We start from the raw sequence: 22,324 nt of genomic DNA, 5'->3' as shown, positions 1-22,324 counted from the left end.
AAAATTCGCGCGCGGCCCGCGCTGCTGTGTCGAGTTCGCACGATCCGTCGCTTCTCGCGCGCTCCCGGTATGATGTCGCCCAAACCCTGTCGCGCGGCGGGCGCGCGGCTCTTTCTGGGCGTACGACGATGGACGAAAACACTGTCCGTGATTTGCTGGATCGGCTCCTTGCTCCGTGGGTCCGCTCCCTTTCCCTCACTCCCGTATCGGTTTCGGAGGAGCGCGTCACCTTGCGGCTGCCGTTCTCCGGCGAGCTGCGCCACTCGGGCGGCGTGATCTGCGGTCAGGTGTTCATGGCGGCCGCCGACACCGCGATGGTCGTCGCGATCTCCGCCGCGCTCGGCGAATTCCGACCGATGACGACCGTCGCGCTCAACACCCATTTCATGCGCCCGGTCCGCAAGGGCGACGTGCTCGTCACCGCTCGCGTGCTGCGGATGGGCCGCAATCTCGTGTTCGGCGAAATCGAGCTGTTCGACGAGGACGGCAAGATGGCCGTCCACGCCACGTCGACCTACGCGCTCGTTTCCTGAGCGCCGGCAGCGGCAGGCGGCAACGAGGAGCGCATCCGATGTTCGACCAAGTCGTATTCGCGGGCGGCGGCAATCGCTGCTGGTGGCAGGCGGGATTCTGGGACGTCCTGCGGCCCGCGCTCGACGTGCGGCCGCGCGTGATCGCCGGCATTTCGGCCGGCGCGGCGACCGCGTGCATGCTCTACACGCGCGATTCGCGCTGGGTGATGCGCTATTACGAAGAGACGCTCAAGCACAACCGCAGGAACGTCTACTGGGGCAATCTGCTGCGCGCCGAACCGGTCTTTCCGCATTACCGGATCTATCGGCAGGCGCTTCTCGACATCTACGGCGAGCCGTTCGCGAAACTCGCCGGCGCGCCGGAGATCCGCATCGGCGTGTCGCACGTGCCGCGCTGGCTCGGCGCGCGCAGCGCGGTCGCGGCGGGACTCATCGCGTACAACATCGAGAAGTACGTTCGCAAGGCGCTGCACCCGACGCTCGGCCGTTCGCTCGGTTTCCGCCCCGAATTCGTCCGCGCGCAGGATTGCACGCGCGCCGACGAGCTCGCCGATCTTGTTCTCCAGTCTTCGTGCACGCCGCCGTTTACACCCGTTCTGCGCCGCAACGGCCGGCCGGTGCTCGACGGCGGGATGGTCGACAACGTGCCGGTCGGCGCGCTCGATGCGTCGCCCGGGCTCGTGCTCGTGATGGTGACGCGGCTCTACCCGAGGCCGCAGACGTTCGTCGTCGAGCGCGGCGGCCAGCGGCGGCTTTACGTGCAGCCTTCGCGCAAGGTGCCGATCTCGAGCTGGGACTACACGAGTCCGCACCAGATGCAGCATGCGTACGATCTCGGCCGGCGCGATGGTGAGCGCTTCCTCACTTCAGCGCCGACGCTCGTCGGCGAAACCGGTGCGGGGTGTTAAGGCTGGGCGGGGCTGCGGTGTGCGGAATGCGGGGCCCGGGACTTGGGATACGAGATACGAGATACGAGATACGAGATACGAGATACGAGATACGAGATACGAGAGGCGAGATACGAGAGGCGAGAGGCGAGAGGCGAGAGGCGAGAGGCGAGAGGCGAGAGGCGAGAGGCGAGAGGCGAGAGGCGAGAGGCAACTTGCGGAATGCAGCGAACCGCTGAATCGGGCGCGAGGCGCGCGACCGCCGCGCACCTCGCTTCCTCCCGCCGCCGCCGCCGTCCCGCCGACGCTCAGCGGCGAATCCGTCCCTGAGTGAGCGCCTCGGGATTCGCGACACTCGACAGGTCGCCCGCGTCGAACGCGAGGATGTTCTTGAACGCGGCGCTGAAGTAGAGCTCGTAGCTTTCGCGTTCGACGTAGCCGATGTGCGGCGTGCAGATCACGTTCTCCATCCGCAGCAGGCTGTAACCCTGCAGGATCGGCTCGCTCTCGTAGACGTCGATCGCGACCATCCCCGGCCGGTTGCGCGCGAGCGCGGAGACGAGCGCGTTTTCTTCGAGCAGCTCCGCGCGGCTCGTGTTGACGAAGAGCGACGTCGGCTTCATCCGCAGCAGATCGTCGAGCTTGACGATGCCGCGCGTGTCGTCGTGCAGGCGCAGGTGCAGCGACAGCACGTCGGACTGCTCGAAGAGCGCCTCGCGGCTCTCGGCGGTCGCGTAGCCGTCGGCGCGCGCCGCTTCGAGCGAATGCTCGCGGCCCCAGATCATCACGTTCATCCCGAACGCCTTGCCGTAGCCGGCGACGAGCCGGCCGATCTTGCCGTAGCCCCAAATCCCGAGCGTCTGCCCGCGCAGCACTTGGCCGAGCCCGAAGTTCGGCGGCATCGCCGACGTCTTCAGGCCCGACTGCTGCCATGCGCCCTGCTTCAGGTTCGCGACGTACTGCGGAATGCGGCGCTGCGCGGCCATGATGAGCGCCCAGGTCAGCTCGGCGGGCGCGATCGGCGAGCCCGTGCCCTCGAGCACGGCGACGCCGCGCTCCGTGCATGCGTCGAGGTCGATGTGGGTCGAGATGCGCCCCGTCTGGCTGATCATGCGCAGATGCGGGAGCTTGCCGAGCAGTTGCGACGTGATGTGGGTGCGCTCGCGAATCAGCACGAGCGCTTCGACTTCCGCCAGGCGGCTCGCGAGCTGCCCGAGGCCGCGCACCGTGTTGTTGAAGATCTTCACTTCATGGTCGGCGAGCATCTCGAAGCAGTTGAGCTTGCGGACGGCGTCCTGGTAGTCGTCGAGGATGGCAATTTTCATGGCGTGTTTCGGGATTCGCGCGGGATGAGCGATGTCAGGTGGTGGCCGTCGCGCTTCGTCGCGCGCCGGTCCGGCCCGGTTTGGGGGCCGTAATGATCCTATGGCGGCGCGGCAACAGGTGTATCTCTTTTTAACAGCTTGTTACGCGGCGCGGCAAGCGTTTGCGTCCGGGCGGAAATCATGCTGTTCGGGCCCCGCTCGATGCCGGCCGGACGGCGATTCCGCCGTTTCTCAATTGGGCGATTTGCGCAGGGAGATTGCTCAATTATTTCATTCTCAAGAACAATTGGTCTTTCCAGCTAGGCGGGCTGAGCAAGTTCGAAGGTTTTTATCGAGATTCCGCGCGAAGTTGAGCAACTCTGCATCTTTTTCGCTGTCGTAGGAAAATTACTCATTTGCTTCATATTTTTGAAGCGGTAACAGCGGTAGGAGTGGAGTATGGATCATTTGCAGTCGATGCGAGTGTTCGTCAAGGTCGCGGATCTCGGCAGTTTCGCCCGGGCGGCGAGCGCGATGGACATCTCGAACGCGGTCGCGACGCGCCACGTCGCCGACCTCGAAGGCCGGCTCGGCACCCGCCTTCTGAATCGCACCACCCGTAGCCTCTCGCTGACCGAATCCGGCCAGGTCTATTTGGAGCGGGCGCGCCAGATCCTCGACGAGCTCGAAGATGTCGAGCAGATGGTCGTCGCGCGCAACCACGAGCCCGTCGGCACGTTGCGGATCGTCGCGCCCGTCGTGTTCGGCCTGCATAACCTCGCGCCGGTGCTGCAGACATACACGCAGCGCTTTCCAAAGGTCATTCCCGATCTGACCCTCGTCGATCGACAGGTCGATCTCGTCGAGGAAGGGTTCGACGTCGGCGTCGTGATCACGCGGCAGATGCGCAGCGCGAGCATCGTCACGCGCCGGCTGACGACGGGCTGCATGGTGGTCTGCGCGACGCCGAGCTATCTGGAGAAGCACGGCATGCCGACGCATCCCGAGCAGCTCGTCGAGCACCCGTGCCTCAGCCTGCCGTCCGAATACTGGGGCGACGAGCGCGTGTTCACCGGCCCGGACGGCGAGGTGCGCGTGCGGCCGTCGAACGTCGTCGTCGCGAACAACACCGAAATGCTGCGCCAGTTCGCGATGCTCGGCATGGGCGTCGCGATCCTGCCGAGCTACCTGATCGGCAGCGACATCGCGCGCGGCAAGCTCGTGCGCCTGCTGAGCGAGTACCGGCTGCCGCAGGTCGAGATCAACATCGCGTATCCGAGCCGCCGTCACCTGCCGGCGAAGGTGCGCACGTTCATCGATCACCTCGTCGAGCACTTCAGCCAATTGCCGGACACGATGTTGGGCGAGCAGTGGGCCGCGCAGGGCGGCTTCGGCCAGCCCGTCGAGGCGCTGCCCGCCGACGCGCTCGCCGAGCGCCCGAGCGCCGCCGATCCGGCGCTGTCGCCGCGCCTGCCGCGCGCGCCGCGGGCGCGCACCGTCGTGCCGTCTCCGCTGTAACGCGCGCCGGCGCCGCGCGCGTCCTTGTCCGGCGCGCACGCCGCTGTGCGCCGGATCTCCACCGCAAAAAGCAAAAGCGCGGGCTCGTCGGGAGCCCGCGCTTTTGTTTGGACCGACGCGTCGAGGCGTTCATGCCGCTCGATCGCACGGCACGGCGCACGCCGCGTGGCGCCGCGCCCGGCGCGCCGCGCGGGCTCGGCGTCGACGCCGATTACGAACCCGTCTTGCGGGCGGGCGTCTTGCGCGCGGCCGTCTTTCGAGCGGGCGCCGCCTTCTTCTCGGCTTTTTCGTCGCCGTCCGTCGCGGCGTCTTCGGCCGCGGCCGTCGACTTGGACGCGGTCTTCTTCGCCGCCGCGGGCTTCGGCTCCTTCTTCTCGAACTCGAAGCCGATCTTGCCGTCTGCCTGCTTGACGAGGTACGCCTTGAAGTTGCGTCCGGTGCGCGACGACTTGAAGTTCGGCAGCAGATCGGTGCGGCCGTTCTCGAGGAGCTTCGCCATCTGTTCGCGGGTGATCTCCTGCTGCAGGATCACCTTGCCGGAGCGGAAGTCGCAAGTCTTCGGGTTCGCGACCGCATGCTCGCAGACGTAGCTCATCCCGTGCTCGAACACGCGGCCCTTGCACTTCGGACATGCGCCGACCGGCTCCTGCGCGGAAAAATCGGGCGCCTCGCCCTCTTCGCCGCCCTGGTCCTGGCCGAAGTCGAACTCGAGCTTGTAGTTCTTCGTCTCGTCGTCGAACGTGAGCTTGAGGATCGCGGAGAACGGGCGGCCCATCTTGCTGCGGAAGCCCGACAGCGGCCCGATCTCTTTCTTCTGCAACAGCTCCTCGACTTCGGCGATCTCGAACTGCCGGCTGCCCGGGATCTTCGAGATCGAGAAATCGCACTTCGTGCAGGCGAAGCGCCGGTAGTTCTCCTTCACCTGGCCGCCGCAGTTCGGGCACGGCGTCTCGAGCGTCGCGTAGTCGCCCGGGATCGTGTCGGAGTCGTATTCCTTCGCGCGCTTGACGATCGTCTGCGTCATCCGCGCGATTTCCTGCATGAACGCGTCGCGCTGCAGGTTGCCGCGCTCCATCTGCGACAGCTTGTATTCCCACTCGCCCGTCAGCTCGGGGGCGGTCAGCTCCTTCACGCCGAGGCCGCGCAAGAGCGTCATTAGCTGGAACGCCTTCGCGGTCGGGATCAATTCGCGGCCTTCGCGCACGAGGTACTTCTCGCCGAGGAGGCCTTCGATGATGGCCGCGCGCGTCGCCGGCGTGCCGAGGCCCTTTGCGGCCATCGCTTCGCGCAGCTCGTCGTCCTCCACGAGCTTGCCCGCGCCTTCCATTGCCGACAGCAGCGTCGCTTCCGAATAGCGCGCGGGCGGCTTCGTCGTGAGGCCGTGCGCGGCGATCTTGTCGGTCTTGACCTTCTCTTCCTTCTGCACCGGCACGAGGTTCGCGTCGGCGCCCTCGGCGTCGCGGCCGTACACCTGCAGCCAGCCCGGCTCGACGAGCACCTTGCCTTCCGTCTTGAAGTGGTGGCCGGCGACTTCGGTGATCCGCGTCGTCACCTTGTACTCGGCGGCCGGGAAGAACACGGCGAGGAAGCGCTTGACGACGAGGTCGTAGAGCTTTTGCTCAGGCTCGGACAGCGATTTCGGCGCTTGCAGCGTCGGGATGATCGCGAAGTGGTCGCTGATCTTCGAGTTGTCGAAGATCCGCTTGTTCGGCTTCACCCAGTTCTTGTCGAGCACCTGCTTCGCGTGCGGCAGGTAGTTGTTGCTTTCCTTGAGCATCTCGAGCGTCGATTTCACCGTGTCGAGGTAGTCCTCCGGCAGCGCGCGCGCGTCGGTACGCGGATAGGTGAGCACCTTGTGCTTCTCGTACAGCGCCTGAGCCAGGCCGAGCGTATTCTTCGCGGAGAAGCCGAAGCGGCTGTTCGCCTCGCGCTGCAGGCTCGTCAGGTCGTACAGCAGCGGCGACAGCTGCGTCGACGGCTTCGATTCCTCGGTGACGGTGCCGATCTGGTCGCGGCACGCGGCGACGATCGTCTCCGCGGCGGGCAGGCTCCAGAGGCGCGAGTCGCGCTTTTCGGGGTCGAATTCGTCCTTCTTGAACTTCGGATCGTACCAGCGGCCTTCGTAGAAGCCGCCCGCGCAGACGAATTCCGCGCGCACTTCCCAGTAGTCGCGCGGCACGAAGCGGCGAATCTTTTCTTCGCGCTCGACGACGATCGACAGCGTGGGCGTCTGTACGCGGCCGACGGTCGTCAGGAAGAAGCCGCCGCCCTTGCTGTTGAACGCCGTCATCGCGCGCGTGCCGTTGATGCCGACGAGCCAGTCGGCCTCCGAGCGGCAGCGGGCGGCGTCGGCGAGCGGTTGCATGTCCGAGTCGGTGCGCAGGCGCGCGAAGCCGTCGCGGATCGCGGCGGGCGTCATCGACTGCAGCCACAGGCGCTGGACCGGCTGCTTCGCCTTCGCGTGCTGCGCGATCAGGCGGAAGATCAGCTCGCCCTCGCGCCCCGCGTCGCATGCGTTGATCAGGCGCTCGACGTCCTTGCGCTTGATCAGCTTCGTCAGCACCTTGAGGCGAGACTCGCTCTTCGCGATCGGATTCAGATCGAAATGGGGGGGAATGACGGGCAGGTGCGCGAAGCTCCATTTGCCGCGCTTGACCTCGTATTCCTCGGGCGCGGCAATTTCGAGCAGGTGGCCGACCGCCGACGACAGCACGTAATCGTCGCTTTCGTAATATTCGTCATGCTTGGTAAAGCCGCCCAAAGCGCGCGCGATGTCGTTCGCGACAGAAGGCTTTTCCGCAATGATGAGTGCTTTCGACATGACAAGTGTGTATTGGTAGACCGGGCGAGCCCGAGTGCGGGCCCTTTTACGACGGCTTTATAGCACACGGCGCCCAAACGGCGGCCGGCGCGAGCAAAAAGCGGGTCATCATAAGTGGGGGCAAGGGCGGCGGCAAGCCTGTCGCACGCCCTCTCGCGTAAACCAGCGGTAAAGCCGCATTTCGCGATCGATATTTTGGGGCCGAATGGCGCTAGTCGAACAAATTGCGCAGCTTCGGTGCATGCGGCGCGCCCGGCAGCGCGGTCAGGTCGGACAGCATTCGTTCGACGATTGCCGCATGCGGCAGCACGGTGCCGAAGAAGCGAACCGAGTTCGCGTCTTCGATAAGGAGCGTCGGGAAGTTCTCGACGTCGAGCTCGTCGAGCCGATCGGCGTGCGTTTCGATGTCGACCCACGCGAAGCAGGCGTCGGGGTGCGCGTCGGCGAGCCTGTCGAACGCAACGCGGTATTCGCGGCAGGTGCCGCACCACTCGGCGCACAGGCAGGCGACGAGTAGCGTGTCGGGATTCCGGAGGCGCTCGGCGATCCGATCTTCGTCGGTGTCGAGATTCAGCGCGGGCATTGGTGGATTTCCTTGAATCGTAAGGTGGCGGCGGCTCGGGCGAACGCGCGAGCGGGACGCCTATTCGCCGGAATGTAGCACGCCGCCCGTTCCGCGCGCTTGAGCGCACGCCTGCGCGCCGTCGATGCGGGTGTAGCGGCCGCCCGGCAGCGCCGCGATGCGTCCGGCAAGCTCCAGTTGCAGCAGCAGCCGGTGCAGCGAGTCGCTCGCGAGCGACGTGCGCTGAGCGAGCAGCTCGGGCGGCACGGGGCCGTAGCCGATCGCGTCTAGCAGGCGGCGTGCGTCGTCGTCGAGCGCGGCGTCGGCCGACGCGCCGGCGCGCGCGTCGCACGGCTTGACGGCAGGCCGGGCGGGGTCGAGGCCGAATTCCTCGAGCACGTCGGCGGCGGTCTCGACGAGCTTCGCGCCGTCGCGGATCAGCGCATGGCAGCCTTGCGACAGCGGCGCGTGGATCGAGCCGGGGATCGCGAACACGTCGCGTCCCATCTCGTTCGCGAGTCGCGCGGTGATGAGCGAGCCGGAGCGCGGCGCCGCCTCGACGATCAGCACGCCGCCCGATAGCGCGGCGATCAGCCGGTTGCGTTGCGGAAAATGCGCGGATCGCGCGGGCGTGCCGAGCGGCCACTCGGAGACGAGCGCGCCGCGCTCGGCGATTTCGTGGGCGAGCGCATGGTGGCGAGCGGGATAGACGAGGTCGGCGCCGGTGCCGATCACGGCGACCGTGCCGCTTGCGCCGTCGAGCCCGCCTCGGTGCGCGGCGCCGTCGATGCCGCGCGCGAGGCCGGACACGATCGAAAGGCCGGCGTCCGACATCTCGCGCGCGAAGCGTGTCGCGTCGGCGAGCCCTTGCGGCGTGGCGTCGCGACTGCCGACGATCGCGACCGCGCGCGCATGGAGCAGCGCAACGCGCCCCTTTATATATAGCAGCGGCGGCGGATCGTAGAGTTCGGCGAGCGAGCGGGGATAGGCGGGATCGTGCCGGGTCACGAGCGCGTTGCCGGGTTCGGCGAGCCAGGCGAGCGCCGCGTCGACGCGCGGCTCGAAATCGTCGGCGGGCGGCGCGAGCAGCGCGCGGGCCGCCGCGTCGCCGGCGAGCGCCGCCAATTCCGCGTGCGACGCGGAGAAGAGCGCTTCGGGCGACGCGAATGCGCCGAGGAGCGCAGCGCAGGCCGCGGCCGGCACGCCCGACGCGCCGGCAAGCCGCAGCCAGCCGGCGAGCTCGGCCCGCGTTAGCGTCAGCGGCGACATGATGAAACCCTCCAGAAGCGCGGCCAGCGGGCCGCGTGGTGCCGTGATAAAATTTTCATCATCCGAAATAAAACGAATGCCACGCGCGCAGGCGCGCGGCGATTGGCCGGTCATCGCGGCGCGCGGCGCATTCCGCGCGTCGCAGAATCCATCTTGAGGCCGGCGCGCGCGCCGCGGCAGTCGGCCGAACGGCCGATGCGCGCGAGTCGTTCGTCTCTCAACACTGAACATCATGGCTTTGCTGAACATCCTTCATTACCCCGACAAACGGCTGCACAAGGTGGCCAAGCCGGTCGACAAGGTCGACGATCGCATCCGCAAGCTCGTCGCCGACATGGCCGAGACGATGTACGCAGCGCCCGGAATCGGTCTCGCGGCGACGCAGGTCGACGTGCACGAGCGCGTGATCGTGATCGACGTGTCCGACGAGAAGAACGAGCTGCGCGTTTTCATCAATCCGGAAATCGTCTGGACGAGCGACGGCAAGCAGATTTACGAGGAGGGCTGCCTGTCGGTGCCCGGCGTCTACGACGAAGTCGAGCGGCCGGACCGGGTGCGCGTGCGCGCGCTCGACGAGAAAGGCGAGCTGTTCGAGGTCGATTGCGAAGGGCTCCTCGCGGTGTGCATCCAGCACGAGATGGATCACCTGATGGGCCGCGTGTTCGTCCAGTATCTGTCGCCGCTCAAGCAGAACCGGATCAAGACGAAGATGAAGAAACTCGAACGCGCGATGTGACGCGCGCGGCTGCTTCCCGATTCATTTGCACATGACACATTCACTGCGAGTCATTTTCGCCGGCACGCCGGAATTCGCCGCGGCGGCCCTCGCCGCGATCCATCACGCCGGCTTCCCGGTGCCGCTAGTGCTGACGCAGCCCGATCGCCCGGCCGGGCGCGGGATGAAGCTGCAGGCAAGCGCGGTGAAGCGCTATGCGCTCGAGCACGGCATCGCGGTCGCGCAGCCGCCGTCGCTGCGCCGCGCGGGCAAGTATCCGGCCGAAGCCGCCGCCGCGCTCGATTTGCTGCGCGCGACGCCGCACGACGTGATGGTTGTCGCCGCATACGGCCTTTTGCTGCCGCAGGAAGTGCTCGACCTGCCGCGCCACGGCTGCATCAACATCCACGCGTCGCTGCTGCCGCGCTGGCGCGGCGCGGCGCCGATCCATCGCGCGATCGAGGCGGGCGACGCCGAAACCGGCGTCACGCTGATGCAGATGGACGCGGGCCTCGACACGGGCGCGATGCTGCACGACGCGCGCGTCGCGATCGCGGCCGACGACACGACGGCGACGCTGCACGACAAGCTTGCGGCGTCGGGCGCGCGCCTCATCGTCGATGCGCTCGCCGAGCTCGAGCGCGCAGGCTCGCTCGTGTCCACGCCGCAGCCCGCCGGCGGCGTCACCTATGCCGAGAAGATCGGCAAGCACGAGGCGGCGCTCGACTGGCGCAAGCCGGCCGCCGTGCTCGCGCGGCAGGTGCGCGCATTCGACCCGTTCCCGGGCGGCGCGGGCACGCTCGACGGCGCGGCGCTCAAGCTGTGGGCGGCCGATGCGGTGCCGGCGCATGGCGGCGCGGCGCCCGGCACGATCGTCGAAGCGGGGCCGGACGGCGTCGTGATCGCATGCGGCGACGGCGCGCTGCGCGTCACGCAACTGCAGAAACCGGGCGGCAAGCGCTTGCCTGTGCGCGAGTTTCTCGCGGGCGCGCCGCTCGTGGCCGGGCAGCGCTTCGTATTGCCCGACGCCGCGTAATTTCGTCGCCCGAGAACATTCCATCGGAATCGCGCGCGCCGCGCAATCGGCCGAACGGCCAGGTCGCGCGGCGTCGGGCGCACGCGTAGAATTCTTTGACATCAGCATCGAGGGATCGGCATGTTCGGCATCACCCATCTTGGCTTGTTCGTGGCGGCAGTCTTCCTGTTGAACGTTACGCCGGGGCCCGATACCGCGTACATCGTCGGCCGCAGCGTCGCGCAAGGGCGCGGCGCGGGGCTCATGTCCGCGCTCGGCATTTCGGCCGGCTGCTGCGTGCATGTGCTCGCATGCGCATTTGGCCTGACGGCGGTGCTTGCTGCGTCGGCTACCGCGTTTACGGTCATCAAGATCGTCGGGGCGGCCTATCTCGTCTACCTCGGCGTGCGCCTCATTTTCTCGAAGCAGGAACCGGCGGCCGAGCAGTCCGCCGCGCGGCGCGGCGCGGACAAATCGCTGCGCCAGCTGTTCACGCAAGGGTTCCTGACCAACGTGCTGAATCCGAAGGTGGTGCTGTTCTTCGTGTCCTTCTTCCCACAGTTCGTGTCGGCGGACAGCGACCACAAGGTGCTCGCCTTCCTCACGCTCGGCGCGGTGTTCCTCGCGATGAGCACGGTGTGGTCGTGTACCGTGGCGTGGGTCGCGGGCACCGTCACGCGGCGCTTCGCCGGCAAGCCTGGTGTGAAGAAATGGCTCGACCGCGGCGTCGGCAGCGCGTTCGTGGGCCTCGGCGTCAAGCTCGCGACGTCGACGCGCTAAGGATTGAATTTTCTCGAAACGCTCTTATCTAACAAATCACTTACAATCATGCGCCGCCGATGAGCGTGCGGCGCGATCCCCGCAGACGGATAAGGAGTGGGAAACATGTTCAATTGGGTCAAAACGGCGATGCTGATGGCCGCGATCACGGCCCTGTTCATCGTGATCGGCGGGATGATCGGCGGATCGCGCGGGATGATGATCGCGCTGCTGATCGCGCTCGGTATGAATTTCTTCTCGTACTGGTTCTCGGACAAGATGGTGCTGCGCATGTACAACGCGCAGGAAGTCGACGAGACCACGGCGCCGCAGTTCTATCGGATGGTGCGCGAGCTCGCGACGCGCGCGAATCTGCCGATGCCGCGCGTCTACCTGATCGACGAAGCCCAGCCGAACGCGTTCGCGACCGGCCGCAATCCCGAGCATGCGGCTGTTGCCGCGACGACAGGCATCCTGCGCGTGCTGTCCGAGCGCGAGATGCGCGGCGTGATGGCGCATGAGCTCGCACACGTGAAGCACCGCGACATCCTGATTTCGACGATCTCCGCGACGATGGCGGGCGCGATCTCGGCGCTCGCGAACTTCGCGATGTTTTTCGGCGGGCGCGACGAGAACGGGCGTCCGGCCAATCCGATCGCGGGCATCGCAGTCGCGCTCCTCGCGCCGATTGCTGGCGCGCTGATCCAGATGGCGATTTCGCGGGCGCGCGAGTTCGAGGCGGACCGCGGCGGCGCGCAGATTTCGGGCGATCCGCAGGCGCTTGCTTCGGCGCTCGACAAGATCCATCGCTATGCGTCGGGCATTCCGTTCCAGACGGCGGAACAGCATCCGGCCACCGCGCAGATGATGATCATGAATCCGTTGTCGGGGGGCGGGCTGCAGAACCTGTTCTCGACGCACCCGGCCACCGAGGAGCGGATCGCGCGGCTGATGGAAATGGCGCGCACCGGCCGCTTCGATTGACGACCGTCATCGCGCGGCGACGCACTCGCGAAGGGGCGTCGCGGCGGTAGCAATTCCTGACGCGCTTTCGCGCGTCGGACGATCGGGCAAACCCCGCATGCCTTGAGCTGCGGGGTTTGTCGTTTTCGGCGAGATGGCTGCTTGGTCGATGCCGCAAAGAGCGCCTTGCGAGCGGCCGAGGATTGTGTCGATACTGCGCCAACCGCGCCAACCGCGCCAACCGCGCCAACCGCGCCAACCGCGCCAACCGCGCCAACCGCGCCAACCGCGCCAACCGCGCCAACCGCGCCAACCGCGCCAACCGCGCCAACCGCGCCAACCGCGCCAACCGCGCCAACCGCACCAACCGCACCAACCGCACCAACCCGAGTCCCACTCCCCCGGCACGCTACAATATCCCGCTGACCGGCCCAGAGCCGGCCACCGGCACCTCCCTACCATCGCCCGGCGCCATCGCGCGCTGCGGACACTGCTGATCCGATGACCCAGACTCGCCCTTCTCGTTCCCGCGCATCCGGCGCGCCCGCTCGCGCCCCGCGCCTGTCGATGCTGCATCTCGTCCCCGATTCGCTCGGCTTCGCGCTCGACGGCGCCGCGCAAGCGGTCGACGCGGTCAGTCGCGGCGCGGCGCTGCCCGCCGCGCTCGCCGCCGTCCAGGCGTCGTTTGCCGACGGGGCGCAAGCGGCGGCGCGCGGCGCGATCCAGGACATCGCGTATCGCGCGGTGCGCCGTCGCGGCACGGCTGAATGGCTGATCGCGCAATTCGTCGCGAAGGCGCCGCATGCGCATGTGCATGCGCTTCTCGTCTGCGCGTTCGCGCTCCTCGTCGACGACGACGAACACGCCGCGTATGCGCCTTTCACCGTCGTCGATCAGGCGGTGAGCGCGATCGGCGCGCGCCGCGAGTGCTCGTTCGCGAAGGGGCTCGTCAACGCGGTGCTGCGCCGGTTCCTGCGCGAACGGGCCGCGTGGCTCGAGCGGATGCAGTCCGATCGCCGCGCACGCTGGAACTACGAGACGTGGTGGATCGACGCGGTCGAGCGCGCATGGCCCGACGCGTGGCAGCGCATTCTCGCCGCGGGCGACGCCCCCGGCCCGCTGACGCTGCGCGTGAACGCGCGCCGCATGACGGCCGACGCGTATCTCGATCTGCTGCGCGCCGAGCGGATCGACGCCGAGAGGATCGGCCGGCACGCAATACGACTCGCGTCGCCGCTGCCGGTCGAGCGCATTCCGGGCTTCGCGGACGGCGTCGTGTCGGTACAGGATGCGGGCGCGCAGCTCGCGGCCGAATCGCTTGGCGCGCGCGACGGCATGCGCGTGCTCGACGCGTGCGCGGCGCCCGGCGGCAAGACGGGCCATCTTCTCGAGCTCGCGGACGTCGAAGTCGTCGCGCTCGAAAGCGATTCGGCGCGCGCGCCGCGCATCGGCGAAAATCTCGCGAGACTGTCGCTCGCGGCCGACGTGCGCGTCGGCGATGCGGGCGATCCCGCGCAATGGCACGACGGCCGCCCGTTCGAGCGGATTCTCGCGGACGTGCCGTGTTCCGCGTCGGGCATCGTGCGCCGTCATCCGGACATTCGCTGGCTGCGCCGCGCGGCCGACATTCCCGCGCTCGTCGCCGAGCAGCGTCGCATTCTCGCCGCGCTCTGGCCGCTCCTGAAACCGGGCGGCGAGCTGCTGTATGCAACCTGCTCGATCTTTCCGGAAGAGGGCGAGCAGCAGGCGCGCTGGTTTGGAGACGCCCATCAAGATGCGGTACGATTGGACGCGCCCGGGCAGTTGCTGCCGCAGGGGGCGTCAGGCGGGGCGCCGGCCGTCGGGGGATCGGGCGAGCCCGGCCGGCATGTCGATCACGACGGATTTTTCTACGCGCGCTTTCAGAAACGGTGACGATCAAACGCTTCTTTCCACTCCGGCTCGCGGCCGTGCTCTGGGCCGCGCTGACGCTGTGTCTCGCTGCCGTTCCCTCCGCGCACGCCGATCCGATCGCCGTGCAGCGCGCGTCGCTGCAGTCGGACGGCAACGGCTGGAGTCTCGACGCGCGTTTCGACTTCGAGCTCAACAGCAGCCTGGAGGATGCGGTCAACAAAGCCATTCCGCTTTATTTCACGACCGATTTCGAATTGAGCCGCGCGCGCTGGTATTGGTTCGACGAGCAGCCGGTGTCGGTGTCGCAGACGATCCGTCTGTCGTTTCAGCCGCTCACGCGCGAATATCGCGTGTCGACGGGCGGCTTGCAGCTCGGCTTTCCGACGCTGAAGGAGGCGCTCGCGGTGGTCAAGCACGTGACGTCCTGGCATGTGATCGACAAGAGCCAGGTGCGCCCGGGCGAAACGTACACGGCGTCGGTGCGGATGCAGCTCGACACCGCGCTGATGCCGAAGCCGTTCCAGGTCGATGCGGTGAACAACCGCGACTGGAACCTCGTTTCCGATTGGAAGCGCTTCACTTTCACGGCGGCCGAACGTGCTAAGTAAAATGCGCGTCCGCCGCGCGACGAGCGGAAAGAGCCTCCTCATACGCGTGATCGTGTCGACCGTCGCGATCACGGCGATTCTGTTGCTCGTGCTGCTCGCGGCCGCGAGCGCGAACACCGAGTTCTTCGATCGCTACTACTCGTGGCTCTACTCGGCGAACATCATCGTCGCGCTCGTGTTCATGCTCGTCGTGCTCGGGCTCGTCGGGATGATCGTCGCGCGGCTGAGGAAAGGCAAGTTCGGCACGCGGCTGCTCGCGAAGCTCGCGGTGTTCTTCACGCTCGTCGGCGTCGTGCCGGGCGGGATCATCTATATCGTGTCGTATCAGTTCGTGTCGCGCAGCATCGAGTCGTGGTTCGACGTGAACGTCGAGACGGCGCTCACCGCGGGCCTGAATCTCGGCCGCGGGATGCTCGACACGTCGCTCGCGGATTTGCAGACGAAGGCGCGCCTGATGGCCGAGCAGCTCGCGAGCGCCGACACCAACACGAACGGCACGACGCTCACGCTCCTGCGGCTGCGCGAGCAGATCGGCGTGCAGGACGCGACGATCGTCGAGCCGGGGCGCAGCACGGGCGCGTCGCCCGACGTGCACATCGTCGCGCAGGCGTCGGGCAACTTCGCCGCGCTGATCCCGGACGACATGCCGACGCCGCTGATGCTGAGCCAGGCGCGCGAGCATGGCGGCTATGCGGCGATCGAAGGCGAAGTGGACGGCGATCCGCACGCGCACGGCTCGAAAGGCGCGCTGCGCCTGCGCGTCGTGCAGCGCATTCCCGATTCGTCGACGTCGCTGCTGCAGCCCGACGAGCGCTTCCTGCAGCTCACGCAGCCGGTGTCGCCGACGCTTGCGCGCAACGCCGACGCGGTGCAACGCGCGTATCGCGAATATCAGGAGAAGGCGCTTGGCCGCAGCGGGCTGCGCAAGATGTACATCGGCACGCTCACGCTCGCGCTCTTCCTCGCGACGTTCATCGCGATGATGATCGCGCTCGCGCTCGGCAACCAGCTCGCGCGGCCGTTGTTCCTGCTCGCGCAGGGCACGAAGGAGGTCGCGGAAGGCGATTACACGCCGAAGCGCGAAATCAAGACGCGCGACGAGCTCGGCTTCCTCACGCAGTCGTTCAACGCGATGACGCGGCAGTTGTCGGAGGCGCGCCTCGCGGTCGAGAAGAACCGCGTCGCGCTCGAGCATTCGAAGACCTACCTCGAGAGCATTCTCGCGAACCTGACGGCGGGCGTGTTCGTGCTCGACCGCCAGTTCCGCCTGACGACCGCGAACCGCGGCGCCGAGCGGATTTTCCGTCAGCCGTTCAATTCGCTGATCGGCACGACGCTCGATCAGGTCGGCGTCGTCGCGGAATTCGGCGCGATGGTGAGAAAGGCGTTCGCCGATCGCGAGGCGGCGGGCCGGGGCAGCGGCGAGGATCGCGGCCACTGGCAGCAGCAGTTCGCGGTCGAGGTGCCGGGCGAGGCCGATCCGCTGACGCTGCTCGTGCGCGGCACGCGGCTCGTGTCGACGGCGGCCGCTCCGGGGCAGCCCGACGATCCGCAGACGTCCGGCTACGTCGTCGTGTTCGACGACATCTCCGACGTGATCTCCGCGCAGCGTTCGGTCGCATGGGGCGAGGTGGCGCGGCGGCTTGCGCACGAGATCAAGAATCCGCTCACGCCGATCCAGTTGTCGGCCGAGCGCCTGCAGATGAAGCTTTCCGACAAGCTCGCGCCGCCCGACGCCGACGTGCTCAAGCGCGGCGCGACGACGATCGTCAATCAGGTGGCCGCGATGAAGCGGATGGTCGACGATTTCCGCGATTACGCGCGCACGCCGCCCGCGGTGCTCGTCAATCTGCAGCTCAACGATCTGGTGAGCGAAGTATTGACGCTCTACGGCGTCGGCGAAGGCAAGAACACGATCGTCGTCGAGCAGGCGCCGCTTCCCGTGATCCGCGGCGATGCGACGCAACTGCGTCAGGTGATCCACAATCTGCTGCAGAACGCGCAGGATTCGGTCGCCGACGTCGAGCATCCCCGTGTGTTGCTCGAAACCAAGACAGTAGAATATGGCGATCCCGACGCGGACGGCAAAACGCGGGTCGCGGTTCGGTTGACCGTCTCGGACAACGGTCCGGGTTTTCCGGCGCGCATCCTGACGCGCGCGTTCGAGCCTTACGTGACGACGAAGGCGAAGGGCACGGGGCTCGGTCTCGCGACGGTGAAGAAGATCGTCGACGAGCATGGCGCGCGGATCGATTTGCGCAATCGCATGCACGGCGACGTCGTGGAAGGCGCGCAGGTCTCGATCCTGTTCCTGCAACTCGCGGACGATGCGGCGGGCGCCGGGGGCGGAGCGAACGGCGGCACGGCACCCGCCAAGACAAGAGCAACTGTGCAGACAAAGGCAGCGTAAATGGCAACCATCCTGGTGGTAGATGATGAAATGGGCATCCGGGAATTGCTCTCGGAGATCCTCAGCGACGAAGGGCATGTCGTCGACGTAGCGGAGAACGCGCAGGCCGCGCGCGACTACCGGCTGCGGCATGCGCCCGATCTCGTGCTGCTCGACATCTGGATGCCCGATACCGACGGCGTCACGTTGCTGAAGGAGTGGGCGAGCCAAGGACAATTGACGATGCCCGTCATCATGATGTCGGGGCACGCGACGATCGACACGGCCGTCGAGGCGACGAAGATCGGCGCGCTCGATTTCCTCGAGAAGCCGATCACGCTGCAGAAGCTGCTGAAGTCGGTCGAGCACGGCCTCGCGCGCGGCGCGGCGCCGCTGCCCGCGAGCACGGCGGCGAAGCCGGCGGCGGGGCCGTCGTCGGTCGCGTCCGCGGCCGCGCTGCCGACGTTCAACGACGACGCGTCCGCGGCGTTCGAGGGCCAGACGACAGCCGCGATTCCGTTCGACATTCCGCTGCGCGAGGCGCGCGACGCGTTCGAGCGCGCGTACTTCGAATATCACCTCGCGCGCGAGAACGGCAGCATGACGCGCGTCGCGGAGAAGACGGGCCTCGAGCGCACGCACTTGTACCGGAAGCTGAAGCAGCTCGGCGTCGAGCTCGGCAAGAAGCCGGCCGAAGGCGCGGTATAAATTTTTGCGCAAAGGGCTTGATCGGTGTTTTGCGCATTGCTATAATCTTTTTTCTTCGTGGCCCGGTAGCTCAGTTGGTAGAGCAGCGGATTGAAAATCCGCGTGTCGGTGGTTCGATTCCGCCCCAGGCCACCAGCAGTATTACACCCCAAGAATCGCCAGATTCTTGGGGTTTTTCGTTTGTGGAGCGGCATGTCCGGCCTTCGGCCGATTTTGGGGCGGCGTGATAAAATCTCCGTCGACTCAAAGACTTAGAGGGCTTGAGGGCGCGCCCGAGCGGCGCCGCAAGTCCTTTTTTGTTTCGGCGCCCGAGCACGGCGCGAGAGCGTGCGCCGCCGCAGCGCGGCGCGATGAGCGACATAAGCGCCGCGCCGTTTCGGGCCGCGCGCTGCTGCCTATACTGGGTGGGCCGGCACTGCCGGCGCGCGTCGGGCCGCCGGCGCGCTCGCTCATCATTCACGGAGTATCACGGTGATTCGGACAGACGCTAAGAACGGCGCGCTCGTATTGTTTTCCGGCGGCCAGGATTCGGCCACGTGCGTTGCCTGGGCGCTCGAGCGCTATCAGAGCGTCGAGACGCTCGGCTTCGATTACGGCCAGCGTCATCGCGTCGAGCTCGAGTGCCGCGAGGGCGTGCGCGACGCGCTGAAGCGGCGTTTTCCGCAGTGGGCGCACAAGCTCGGCGACGATCACATGATCGATCTGTCGGTGCTGGGCGCGATCAGCGACACCGCGATGACGCGCGCGATCGAGATCGAGACGGCGTCGAACGGCCTGCCGAACACGTTCGTGCCGGGCCGCAATCTGCTGTTCGTGACGATCGGCGCGGCGATCGCGTATCGGCGCGGGCTGCGCGCGCTCGTCGGCGGCATGTGCGAGACCGATTTCTCCGGTTACCCGGATTGCCGCGACGACACGATGAAGGCGCTGCAGGTCGCGCTCAATCTCGGCATGGATGCGCGCTTCGTGCTGGAGACGCCGCTGATGTGGCTCGACAAGGCCGATACGTGGCGGCTTGCCGAGCAGCTCGGCGGCCAGCCGCTCGTCGAGTTGATTCGCGTCGAGACGCACACGTGCTATGTCGGTGAGCGCTCGGAGCTGCACGACTGGGGTTTCGGCTGCGGCGAGTGCCCGGCGTGCAAGCTGCGCAAGCGCGGCTACGAGGCGTATCTGCGCGGCGAAAGCGTGACGGAGGCGCCCGTCTGAGGCGCGCGGCGCTCGCGTGGGTGCGCGGGTGCCGGTGGGATTCATCGAGTAACGGAAGGCGAACGGCGCAAGCCGGAACGAAGCGGCATGACGTACACGGTCAAGGAAATCTTCTATACGTTGCAGGGCGAGGGCGCGAACGCCGGCCGTCCGGCCGTGTTCTGCCGGTTTGCCGGCTGCAATCTGTGGACGGGGCGCGAAGAGGATCGCGACGGCGCGGTGTGCCGTTTCTGCGACACCGATTTCGTCGGCGCCGACGGCGAGAACGGCGGCAAGTTCAAGGATGCGGAATCGCTCGCGGCGAAGATCGCGTCGCTGTGGCCGCCAGGCGAGGCGCATCGCTTCGTCGTCTGTACGGGCGGCGAGCCGATGTTGCAGCTCGATCAGCCGCTCGTCGACGCGCTTCACGCGGCGGGCTTCACGATCGCGATCGAGACGAACGGTTCGCTGCCCGTGCTCGAATCGATCGACTGGGTCTGCGTGAGCCCGAAGGCGGACGCGCCCCTCGTCGTCACGAAGGGCAACGAATTGAAGGTGGTGGTGCCGCAGGACAACCAGCGCCTTGCCGATTACGCGAAGCTCGACTTCGACCATTTCCTCGTACAGCCGATGGACGGCCCGTCGCGCGAGCTCAACACGAAGCTCGCGATCGACTGGTGCAAGCGCCATCCGCAGTGGCGGTTGTCGATGCAGACGCACAAGTACCTGAACATTCCTTGAGCCATACGCCTCATTCATCGTGCTGATTACCCGAAAACTCGAATTCGACGCGGGCCACCGCATTCCCGATCACCGCAGCCAGTGCCGCAATCTGCACGGGCATCGCTACGTGCTCGAAGTCACGCTGCGCGGCGATCTCGTCGAGACCGAGGGCGCGCCCGACCGCGGGATGGTGATGGATTTCGCCGACGTGAAGGCGCTTGCGATGGAGCACCTCGTCAGCAAGTGGGATCACGCGTTCCTCGTCTATGCGCGCGACGAGGTCGTGCGCTCGTTCCTCGAGAAGATGGCCGATCACAAGACGGTCGTTCTCGACCGGATTCCGACCGTCGAGAATCTCGCGGCGATCGCGTTCGACATCCTCGCGAACGTGTATGACGCGCATTACGGCGTGAATTTGCGGCTCGAGCGCGTGCGTCTGTACGAGACGCCGAACTGCTGGGCCGACGTCGAGCGCGAATCGCGCGCGTGATGCGGGCGGCGCGCGGCGCGATTGCGCCGTTGCGCGCGCTTCGACATGCATGCCGCACCGCGCGGCGGCCGATTGCGCCGCGCGTATCCTTTTCTTCGCCGAACCTGTCGGCTTCTCCGATTCCGCCGCGAGTCGCCCGGTCTTGCGCCGATATTCTCCGAATCCGCGTGCGGGCCGCGATCACGGTATGATCGACTCGTGAATCGTCCGCCGCGACGAACGAGCCGCGCCCCCGCCTGTTGCGGCGCAGCGCCCCGCCCGGCGGCCGCTTGCCCCCTCTTCCGAATCGCAGTCCGCTCGTGCGCAGCACGACAGGAGGCCGCCGATGAGCACGCTCACCAATTCCCTCAAGGCGCGCCTGCGCGACGGCGACGAGCCGCTGCTCGGCCTCTGGCTCACGCTCGCGAGCGCGGCGGCGACCGAGGCGCTCGCGCATGCAGGCTTCGACTGGCTGTGCATCGACATGGAGCATGCGCCGAACGATAGCCGCGACGTCGCCGCGCAGCTGCGCGCGCTCGCCGCCGCGCATTTGCCGAGCGAGCCCGTCGTGCGGGTGCCGGCGCGCGAGCCGTGGCTCGTCAAGCGGGCGCTCGACGCGGGCGCGCGCACGCTGATGTTTCCGAACGTCGAGACGGCCGACGAGGCCGCGCACGCGGTGCGGCTCACCCGCTTTCAGGCGCCCGATGCGCCGGACGGGCTGCGCGGCGTCGCGGGCATCGTCCGCGCGGCCGCGTACGGGATGCGGCGCGATTATGTGCAGACCGCGAACGCGCAGATCGCGACGATCGTGCAGATCGAATCGGCGCGCGGGATCGACGACGCCGAGCGGATCGCGGCGACGCCGGGCGTCGACTGCGTGTTCGTCGGGCCTGCCGATCTGTCGGCGAGCCTCGGGCATCTCGGCGATACGAAGCATCCGGACGTCGCGGCGGCGCTCGAACACGTGCTCGCGGCCGGACGGCGCGCCGGCGTGCCGGCCGGCATCTTCGCCGCCGACGCGGCGGGCGCGCGCCAGTATCTCGAAGCCGGCTTTCGCGTGATCGCGCTGTCGGCGGACGTCGTGTGGCTGCTGCGCGCGACGCGGCAGGCATTGCAGGAGGTGCGGGGATGAACGGGAAGCGTCGCGGCGCGCCGTGGTTCGCGCGCACGCGGCATGCGCATCGCGGCGCGGCGGTCGGCTCGCTCGTCGTCGCCACGGCGTTCGGCGCGGCGGCGGGCGGAGCGTTCGCGCAGGCGTCGGGCGCGCAGAAGCGGCCGAATCCGGAGCGCGAGACGGAATCGGCGGTCGCCGACTACAACGCGGGCAATCTGCGCGCCGCGCTCGTGCAGTTTCACGACGCGGCGACGCGCGGCAACCGCCTCGCCGCGTTCGATTACGCGATGATGCTGATCACGGGCGAAGGCGTGACGGCGAACGTGCCGGAAGGGCTGCGCTGGCTCAAGCGCGCGGCCGACGCGGGCATGTCGCAGGCGCAGTACGTGTACGGCCGGATGCTCGACGACGGCGAGTTCGTCGCGCGCGATCCGGCGGCCGCGCACGGCTGGTTCCTGAAGGCCGCGCGGCAAGGGCACGTACAGGCGGAGCTCGCGCTCGCGAACCAGTTTCTCGACGGGCGCGGCACGCCGCGCGACAACCGCCAGGCGTTCGAATGGTACAAGCGCGCGGCCGATGCGGGCGAGCCGGTCTCGCAATACGTGACCGCGTCGTTCTACGAGCGCGGCGGCGACGGCGTCGTGCGCAATCTCAACATTGCGCGCGCGTACTACGCGGCGGCCGCCGCGCAAGGCGACGACGCCGCGGCGCTCAAGTACCGCGAGCTGACGGCCGTGCTGAAGGCGGGGCCGGGCGGCGCGTCGGCGCCGAAGGCGCCGGCTCCGTCGAATTGATCGCGCGGGGAACCGCGAATCGACAGAGCATTCGAACCGGCGAACGGCGAACGGCGAACGGCGAACGGCGAACGGCGAACGGCGAACGGCGAACG

The 22,324-nt window shown here is 67.6% G+C and carries 21 protein-coding genes and 1 tRNA gene; 18 read left to right on the top strand and 4 right to left on the bottom strand.

Annotation, left to right across the window (positions count from 1 at the left end):
* Positions 1-128 precede the first annotated feature (128 nt).
* Both WS91_RS02780 and WS91_RS02775 read left to right on the top strand, forming a co-directional pair.
* On the top strand, positions 129-533 hold the full coding sequence (locus WS91_RS02780; protein ID WP_038748597.1) for a PaaI family thioesterase: 405 nt from the start codon (positions 129-131) through the stop codon (positions 531-533).
* Positions 534-571: 38 nt separating this feature from the next.
* Positions 572-1,441 (top strand): patatin-like phospholipase family protein, encoded by an 870-nt coding sequence (locus WS91_RS02775; RefSeq protein WP_059669693.1) that lies wholly within the window; start codon positions 572-574, stop codon positions 1,439-1,441.
* 287 nt (positions 1,442-1,728) lie between these two features.
* On the opposite strand, the gene WS91_RS02770 is transcribed toward WS91_RS02775, so the two are convergent.
* A complete protein-coding gene (locus tag WS91_RS02770) occupies positions 1,729-2,745 on the bottom strand; it encodes a D-2-hydroxyacid dehydrogenase family protein (RefSeq protein WP_059583732.1) in 1,017 nt (338 codons plus the stop codon).
* Between the two features lie 438 nt (positions 2,746-3,183).
* On the opposite strand from WS91_RS02770, the gene WS91_RS02765 reads away from it, so the two are divergent.
* A complete protein-coding gene (locus tag WS91_RS02765) occupies positions 3,184-4,242 on the top strand; it encodes a LysR family transcriptional regulator (protein ID WP_038748594.1) in 1,059 nt (352 codons plus the stop codon).
* Positions 4,243-4,453: 211 nt separating this feature from the next.
* On the opposite strand, the gene WS91_RS02760 is transcribed toward WS91_RS02765, so the two are convergent.
* The 3 genes from WS91_RS02760 to dprA form a co-directional block, all read right to left on the bottom strand.
* Positions 4,454-7,063 carry a DNA topoisomerase III gene (locus tag WS91_RS02760; RefSeq protein WP_038748593.1) on the bottom strand — a complete coding sequence of 870 codons (2,610 nt, stop codon included), beginning with the start codon at positions 7,061-7,063 and terminating at the stop codon, positions 4,454-4,456.
* Positions 7,064-7,274: 211 nt separating this feature from the next.
* Complete coding sequence (locus WS91_RS02755) at positions 7,275-7,646, bottom strand: thioredoxin family protein (protein ID WP_038748592.1); 372 nt, start codon at positions 7,644-7,646, stop codon at positions 7,275-7,277.
* A gap of 60 nt (positions 7,647-7,706) precedes the next feature.
* Positions 7,707-8,894 (bottom strand): DNA-processing protein DprA, encoded by a 1,188-nt coding sequence (gene dprA / locus WS91_RS02750; RefSeq protein ID WP_059583738.1) that lies wholly within the window; start codon positions 8,892-8,894, stop codon positions 7,707-7,709.
* Positions 8,895-9,126: 232 nt separating this feature from the next.
* Between dprA and def the strand changes: the two genes are divergently transcribed.
* The 15 genes from def (at position 9,127) to WS91_RS02680 (ending at position 22,229) form a co-directional block, all read left to right on the top strand.
* Positions 9,127-9,630, top strand: a complete 504-nt coding sequence (gene def, locus WS91_RS02745; RefSeq protein ID WP_038748590.1) for a peptide deformylase — start codon at positions 9,127-9,129, stop codon at positions 9,628-9,630.
* A gap of 31 nt (positions 9,631-9,661) precedes the next feature.
* Positions 9,662-10,645, top strand: a complete 984-nt coding sequence (gene fmt, locus WS91_RS02740) for a methionyl-tRNA formyltransferase (protein ID WP_038748589.1) — start codon at positions 9,662-9,664, stop codon at positions 10,643-10,645.
* 120 nt (positions 10,646-10,765) lie between these two features.
* Entirely contained in the window at positions 10,766-11,404 is a 639-nt protein-coding gene (locus WS91_RS02735) for a LysE family translocator (RefSeq protein WP_038748588.1), read from the top strand.
* A gap of 105 nt (positions 11,405-11,509) precedes the next feature.
* Positions 11,510-12,367 carry a zinc metalloprotease HtpX gene (gene htpX, locus WS91_RS02730; RefSeq protein WP_038748587.1) on the top strand — a complete coding sequence of 286 codons (858 nt, stop codon included), beginning with the start codon at positions 11,510-11,512 and terminating at the stop codon, positions 12,365-12,367.
* 182 nt (positions 12,368-12,549) lie between these two features.
* Complete coding sequence (locus WS91_RS37125) at positions 12,550-12,843, top strand: hypothetical protein (RefSeq protein WP_156432267.1); 294 nt, start codon at positions 12,550-12,552, stop codon at positions 12,841-12,843.
* A 4-nt stretch (positions 12,844-12,847) separates the two neighbouring features.
* A complete protein-coding gene (gene rsmB / locus WS91_RS02725; RefSeq protein ID WP_059669692.1) occupies positions 12,848-14,260 on the top strand; it encodes a 16S rRNA (cytosine(967)-C(5))-methyltransferase RsmB in 1,413 nt (470 codons plus the stop codon).
* Complete coding sequence (locus tag WS91_RS02720) at positions 14,257-14,847, top strand: DUF4390 domain-containing protein (RefSeq protein ID WP_038748585.1); 591 nt, start codon at positions 14,257-14,259, stop codon at positions 14,845-14,847. The genes rsmB and WS91_RS02720 overlap by 4 nt, the downstream gene beginning before the upstream one ends.
* 1 nt (position 14,848) lies before the next feature.
* Positions 14,849-17,257, top strand: coding sequence for a sensor histidine kinase EsaS (gene esaS, locus WS91_RS02715; RefSeq protein ID WP_038748584.1), 2,409 nt, complete (start codon positions 14,849-14,851; stop codon positions 17,255-17,257).
* Positions 17,258-17,944: a response regulator transcription factor EsaR gene (esaR, locus tag WS91_RS02710; RefSeq protein WP_038748583.1), complete on the top strand. Its 687-nt coding sequence runs from the start codon at positions 17,258-17,260 to the stop codon at positions 17,942-17,944.
* Positions 17,945-18,003: 59 nt separating this feature from the next.
* Positions 18,004-18,079, top strand: a tRNA-Phe gene (locus WS91_RS02705).
* A 336-nt stretch (positions 18,080-18,415) separates the two neighbouring features.
* Entirely contained in the window at positions 18,416-19,150 is a 735-nt protein-coding gene (gene queC / locus WS91_RS02700) for a 7-cyano-7-deazaguanine synthase QueC (protein WP_059583743.1), read from the top strand.
* Between the two features lie 87 nt (positions 19,151-19,237).
* The gene (queE, locus tag WS91_RS02695) at positions 19,238-19,870 is read left to right on the top strand and encodes a 7-carboxy-7-deazaguanine synthase (protein WP_038748640.1); all 633 of its coding nucleotides are present in this window, start codon (positions 19,238-19,240) and stop codon (positions 19,868-19,870) included.
* A gap of 19 nt (positions 19,871-19,889) precedes the next feature.
* Complete coding sequence (queD, locus tag WS91_RS02690) at positions 19,890-20,342, top strand: 6-carboxytetrahydropterin synthase QueD (protein ID WP_038748581.1); 453 nt, start codon at positions 19,890-19,892, stop codon at positions 20,340-20,342.
* Positions 20,343-20,667: 325 nt separating this feature from the next.
* A complete protein-coding gene (locus tag WS91_RS02685) occupies positions 20,668-21,453 on the top strand; it encodes an HpcH/HpaI aldolase family protein (protein WP_038748580.1) in 786 nt (261 codons plus the stop codon).
* Positions 21,450-22,229 (top strand): tetratricopeptide repeat protein, encoded by a 780-nt coding sequence (locus tag WS91_RS02680; RefSeq protein ID WP_059669691.1) that lies wholly within the window; start codon positions 21,450-21,452, stop codon positions 22,227-22,229. The genes WS91_RS02685 and WS91_RS02680 overlap by 4 nt, the downstream gene beginning before the upstream one ends.
* Positions 22,230-22,324: the final 95 nt, after the last annotated feature.

The organism is Burkholderia sp. MSMB1498 (genome assembly GCF_001526245.1).
Lineage (GTDB): Bacteria > Pseudomonadota > Gammaproteobacteria > Burkholderiales > Burkholderiaceae > Burkholderia > Burkholderia savannae.
This window is presented reverse-complemented; position numbering and strand designations above follow the sequence as displayed.

Coding starts and splice junctions, on each gene's coding strand:
- WS91_RS02780 (WP_038748597.1), top strand. CDS start 129: ATGGACGAAAACACTGTCCGTGATTTGCTGGATCGGCTCCTTGCTCCG.
- WS91_RS02775 (WP_059669693.1), top strand. CDS start 572: ATGTTCGACCAAGTCGTATTCGCGGGCGGCGGCAATCGCTGCTGGTGG.
- WS91_RS02770 (WP_059583732.1), bottom strand. CDS start 2,745: ATGAAAATTGCCATCCTCGACGACTACCAGGACGCCGTCCGCAAGCTC.
- WS91_RS02765 (WP_038748594.1), top strand. CDS start 3,184: ATGGATCATTTGCAGTCGATGCGAGTGTTCGTCAAGGTCGCGGATCTC.
- WS91_RS02760 (WP_038748593.1), bottom strand. CDS start 7,063: ATGTCGAAAGCACTCATCATTGCGGAAAAGCCTTCTGTCGCGAACGAC.
- WS91_RS02755 (WP_038748592.1), bottom strand. CDS start 7,646: ATGCCCGCGCTGAATCTCGACACCGACGAAGATCGGATCGCCGAGCGC.
- dprA (WP_059583738.1), bottom strand. CDS start 8,894: ATGTCGCCGCTGACGCTAACGCGGGCCGAGCTCGCCGGCTGGCTGCGG.
- def (WP_038748590.1), top strand. CDS start 9,127: ATGGCTTTGCTGAACATCCTTCATTACCCCGACAAACGGCTGCACAAG.
- fmt (WP_038748589.1), top strand. CDS start 9,662: ATGACACATTCACTGCGAGTCATTTTCGCCGGCACGCCGGAATTCGCC.
- WS91_RS02735 (WP_038748588.1), top strand. CDS start 10,766: ATGTTCGGCATCACCCATCTTGGCTTGTTCGTGGCGGCAGTCTTCCTG.
- htpX (WP_038748587.1), top strand. CDS start 11,510: ATGTTCAATTGGGTCAAAACGGCGATGCTGATGGCCGCGATCACGGCC.
- rsmB (WP_059669692.1), top strand. CDS start 12,848: ATGACCCAGACTCGCCCTTCTCGTTCCCGCGCATCCGGCGCGCCCGCT.
- esaS (WP_038748584.1), top strand. CDS start 14,849: ATGCGCGTCCGCCGCGCGACGAGCGGAAAGAGCCTCCTCATACGCGTG.
- esaR (WP_038748583.1), top strand. CDS start 17,258: ATGGCAACCATCCTGGTGGTAGATGATGAAATGGGCATCCGGGAATTG.
- queE (WP_038748640.1), top strand. CDS start 19,238: ATGACGTACACGGTCAAGGAAATCTTCTATACGTTGCAGGGCGAGGGC.
- WS91_RS02685 (WP_038748580.1), top strand. CDS start 20,668: ATGAGCACGCTCACCAATTCCCTCAAGGCGCGCCTGCGCGACGGCGAC.
- WS91_RS02680 (WP_059669691.1), top strand. CDS start 21,450: ATGAACGGGAAGCGTCGCGGCGCGCCGTGGTTCGCGCGCACGCGGCAT.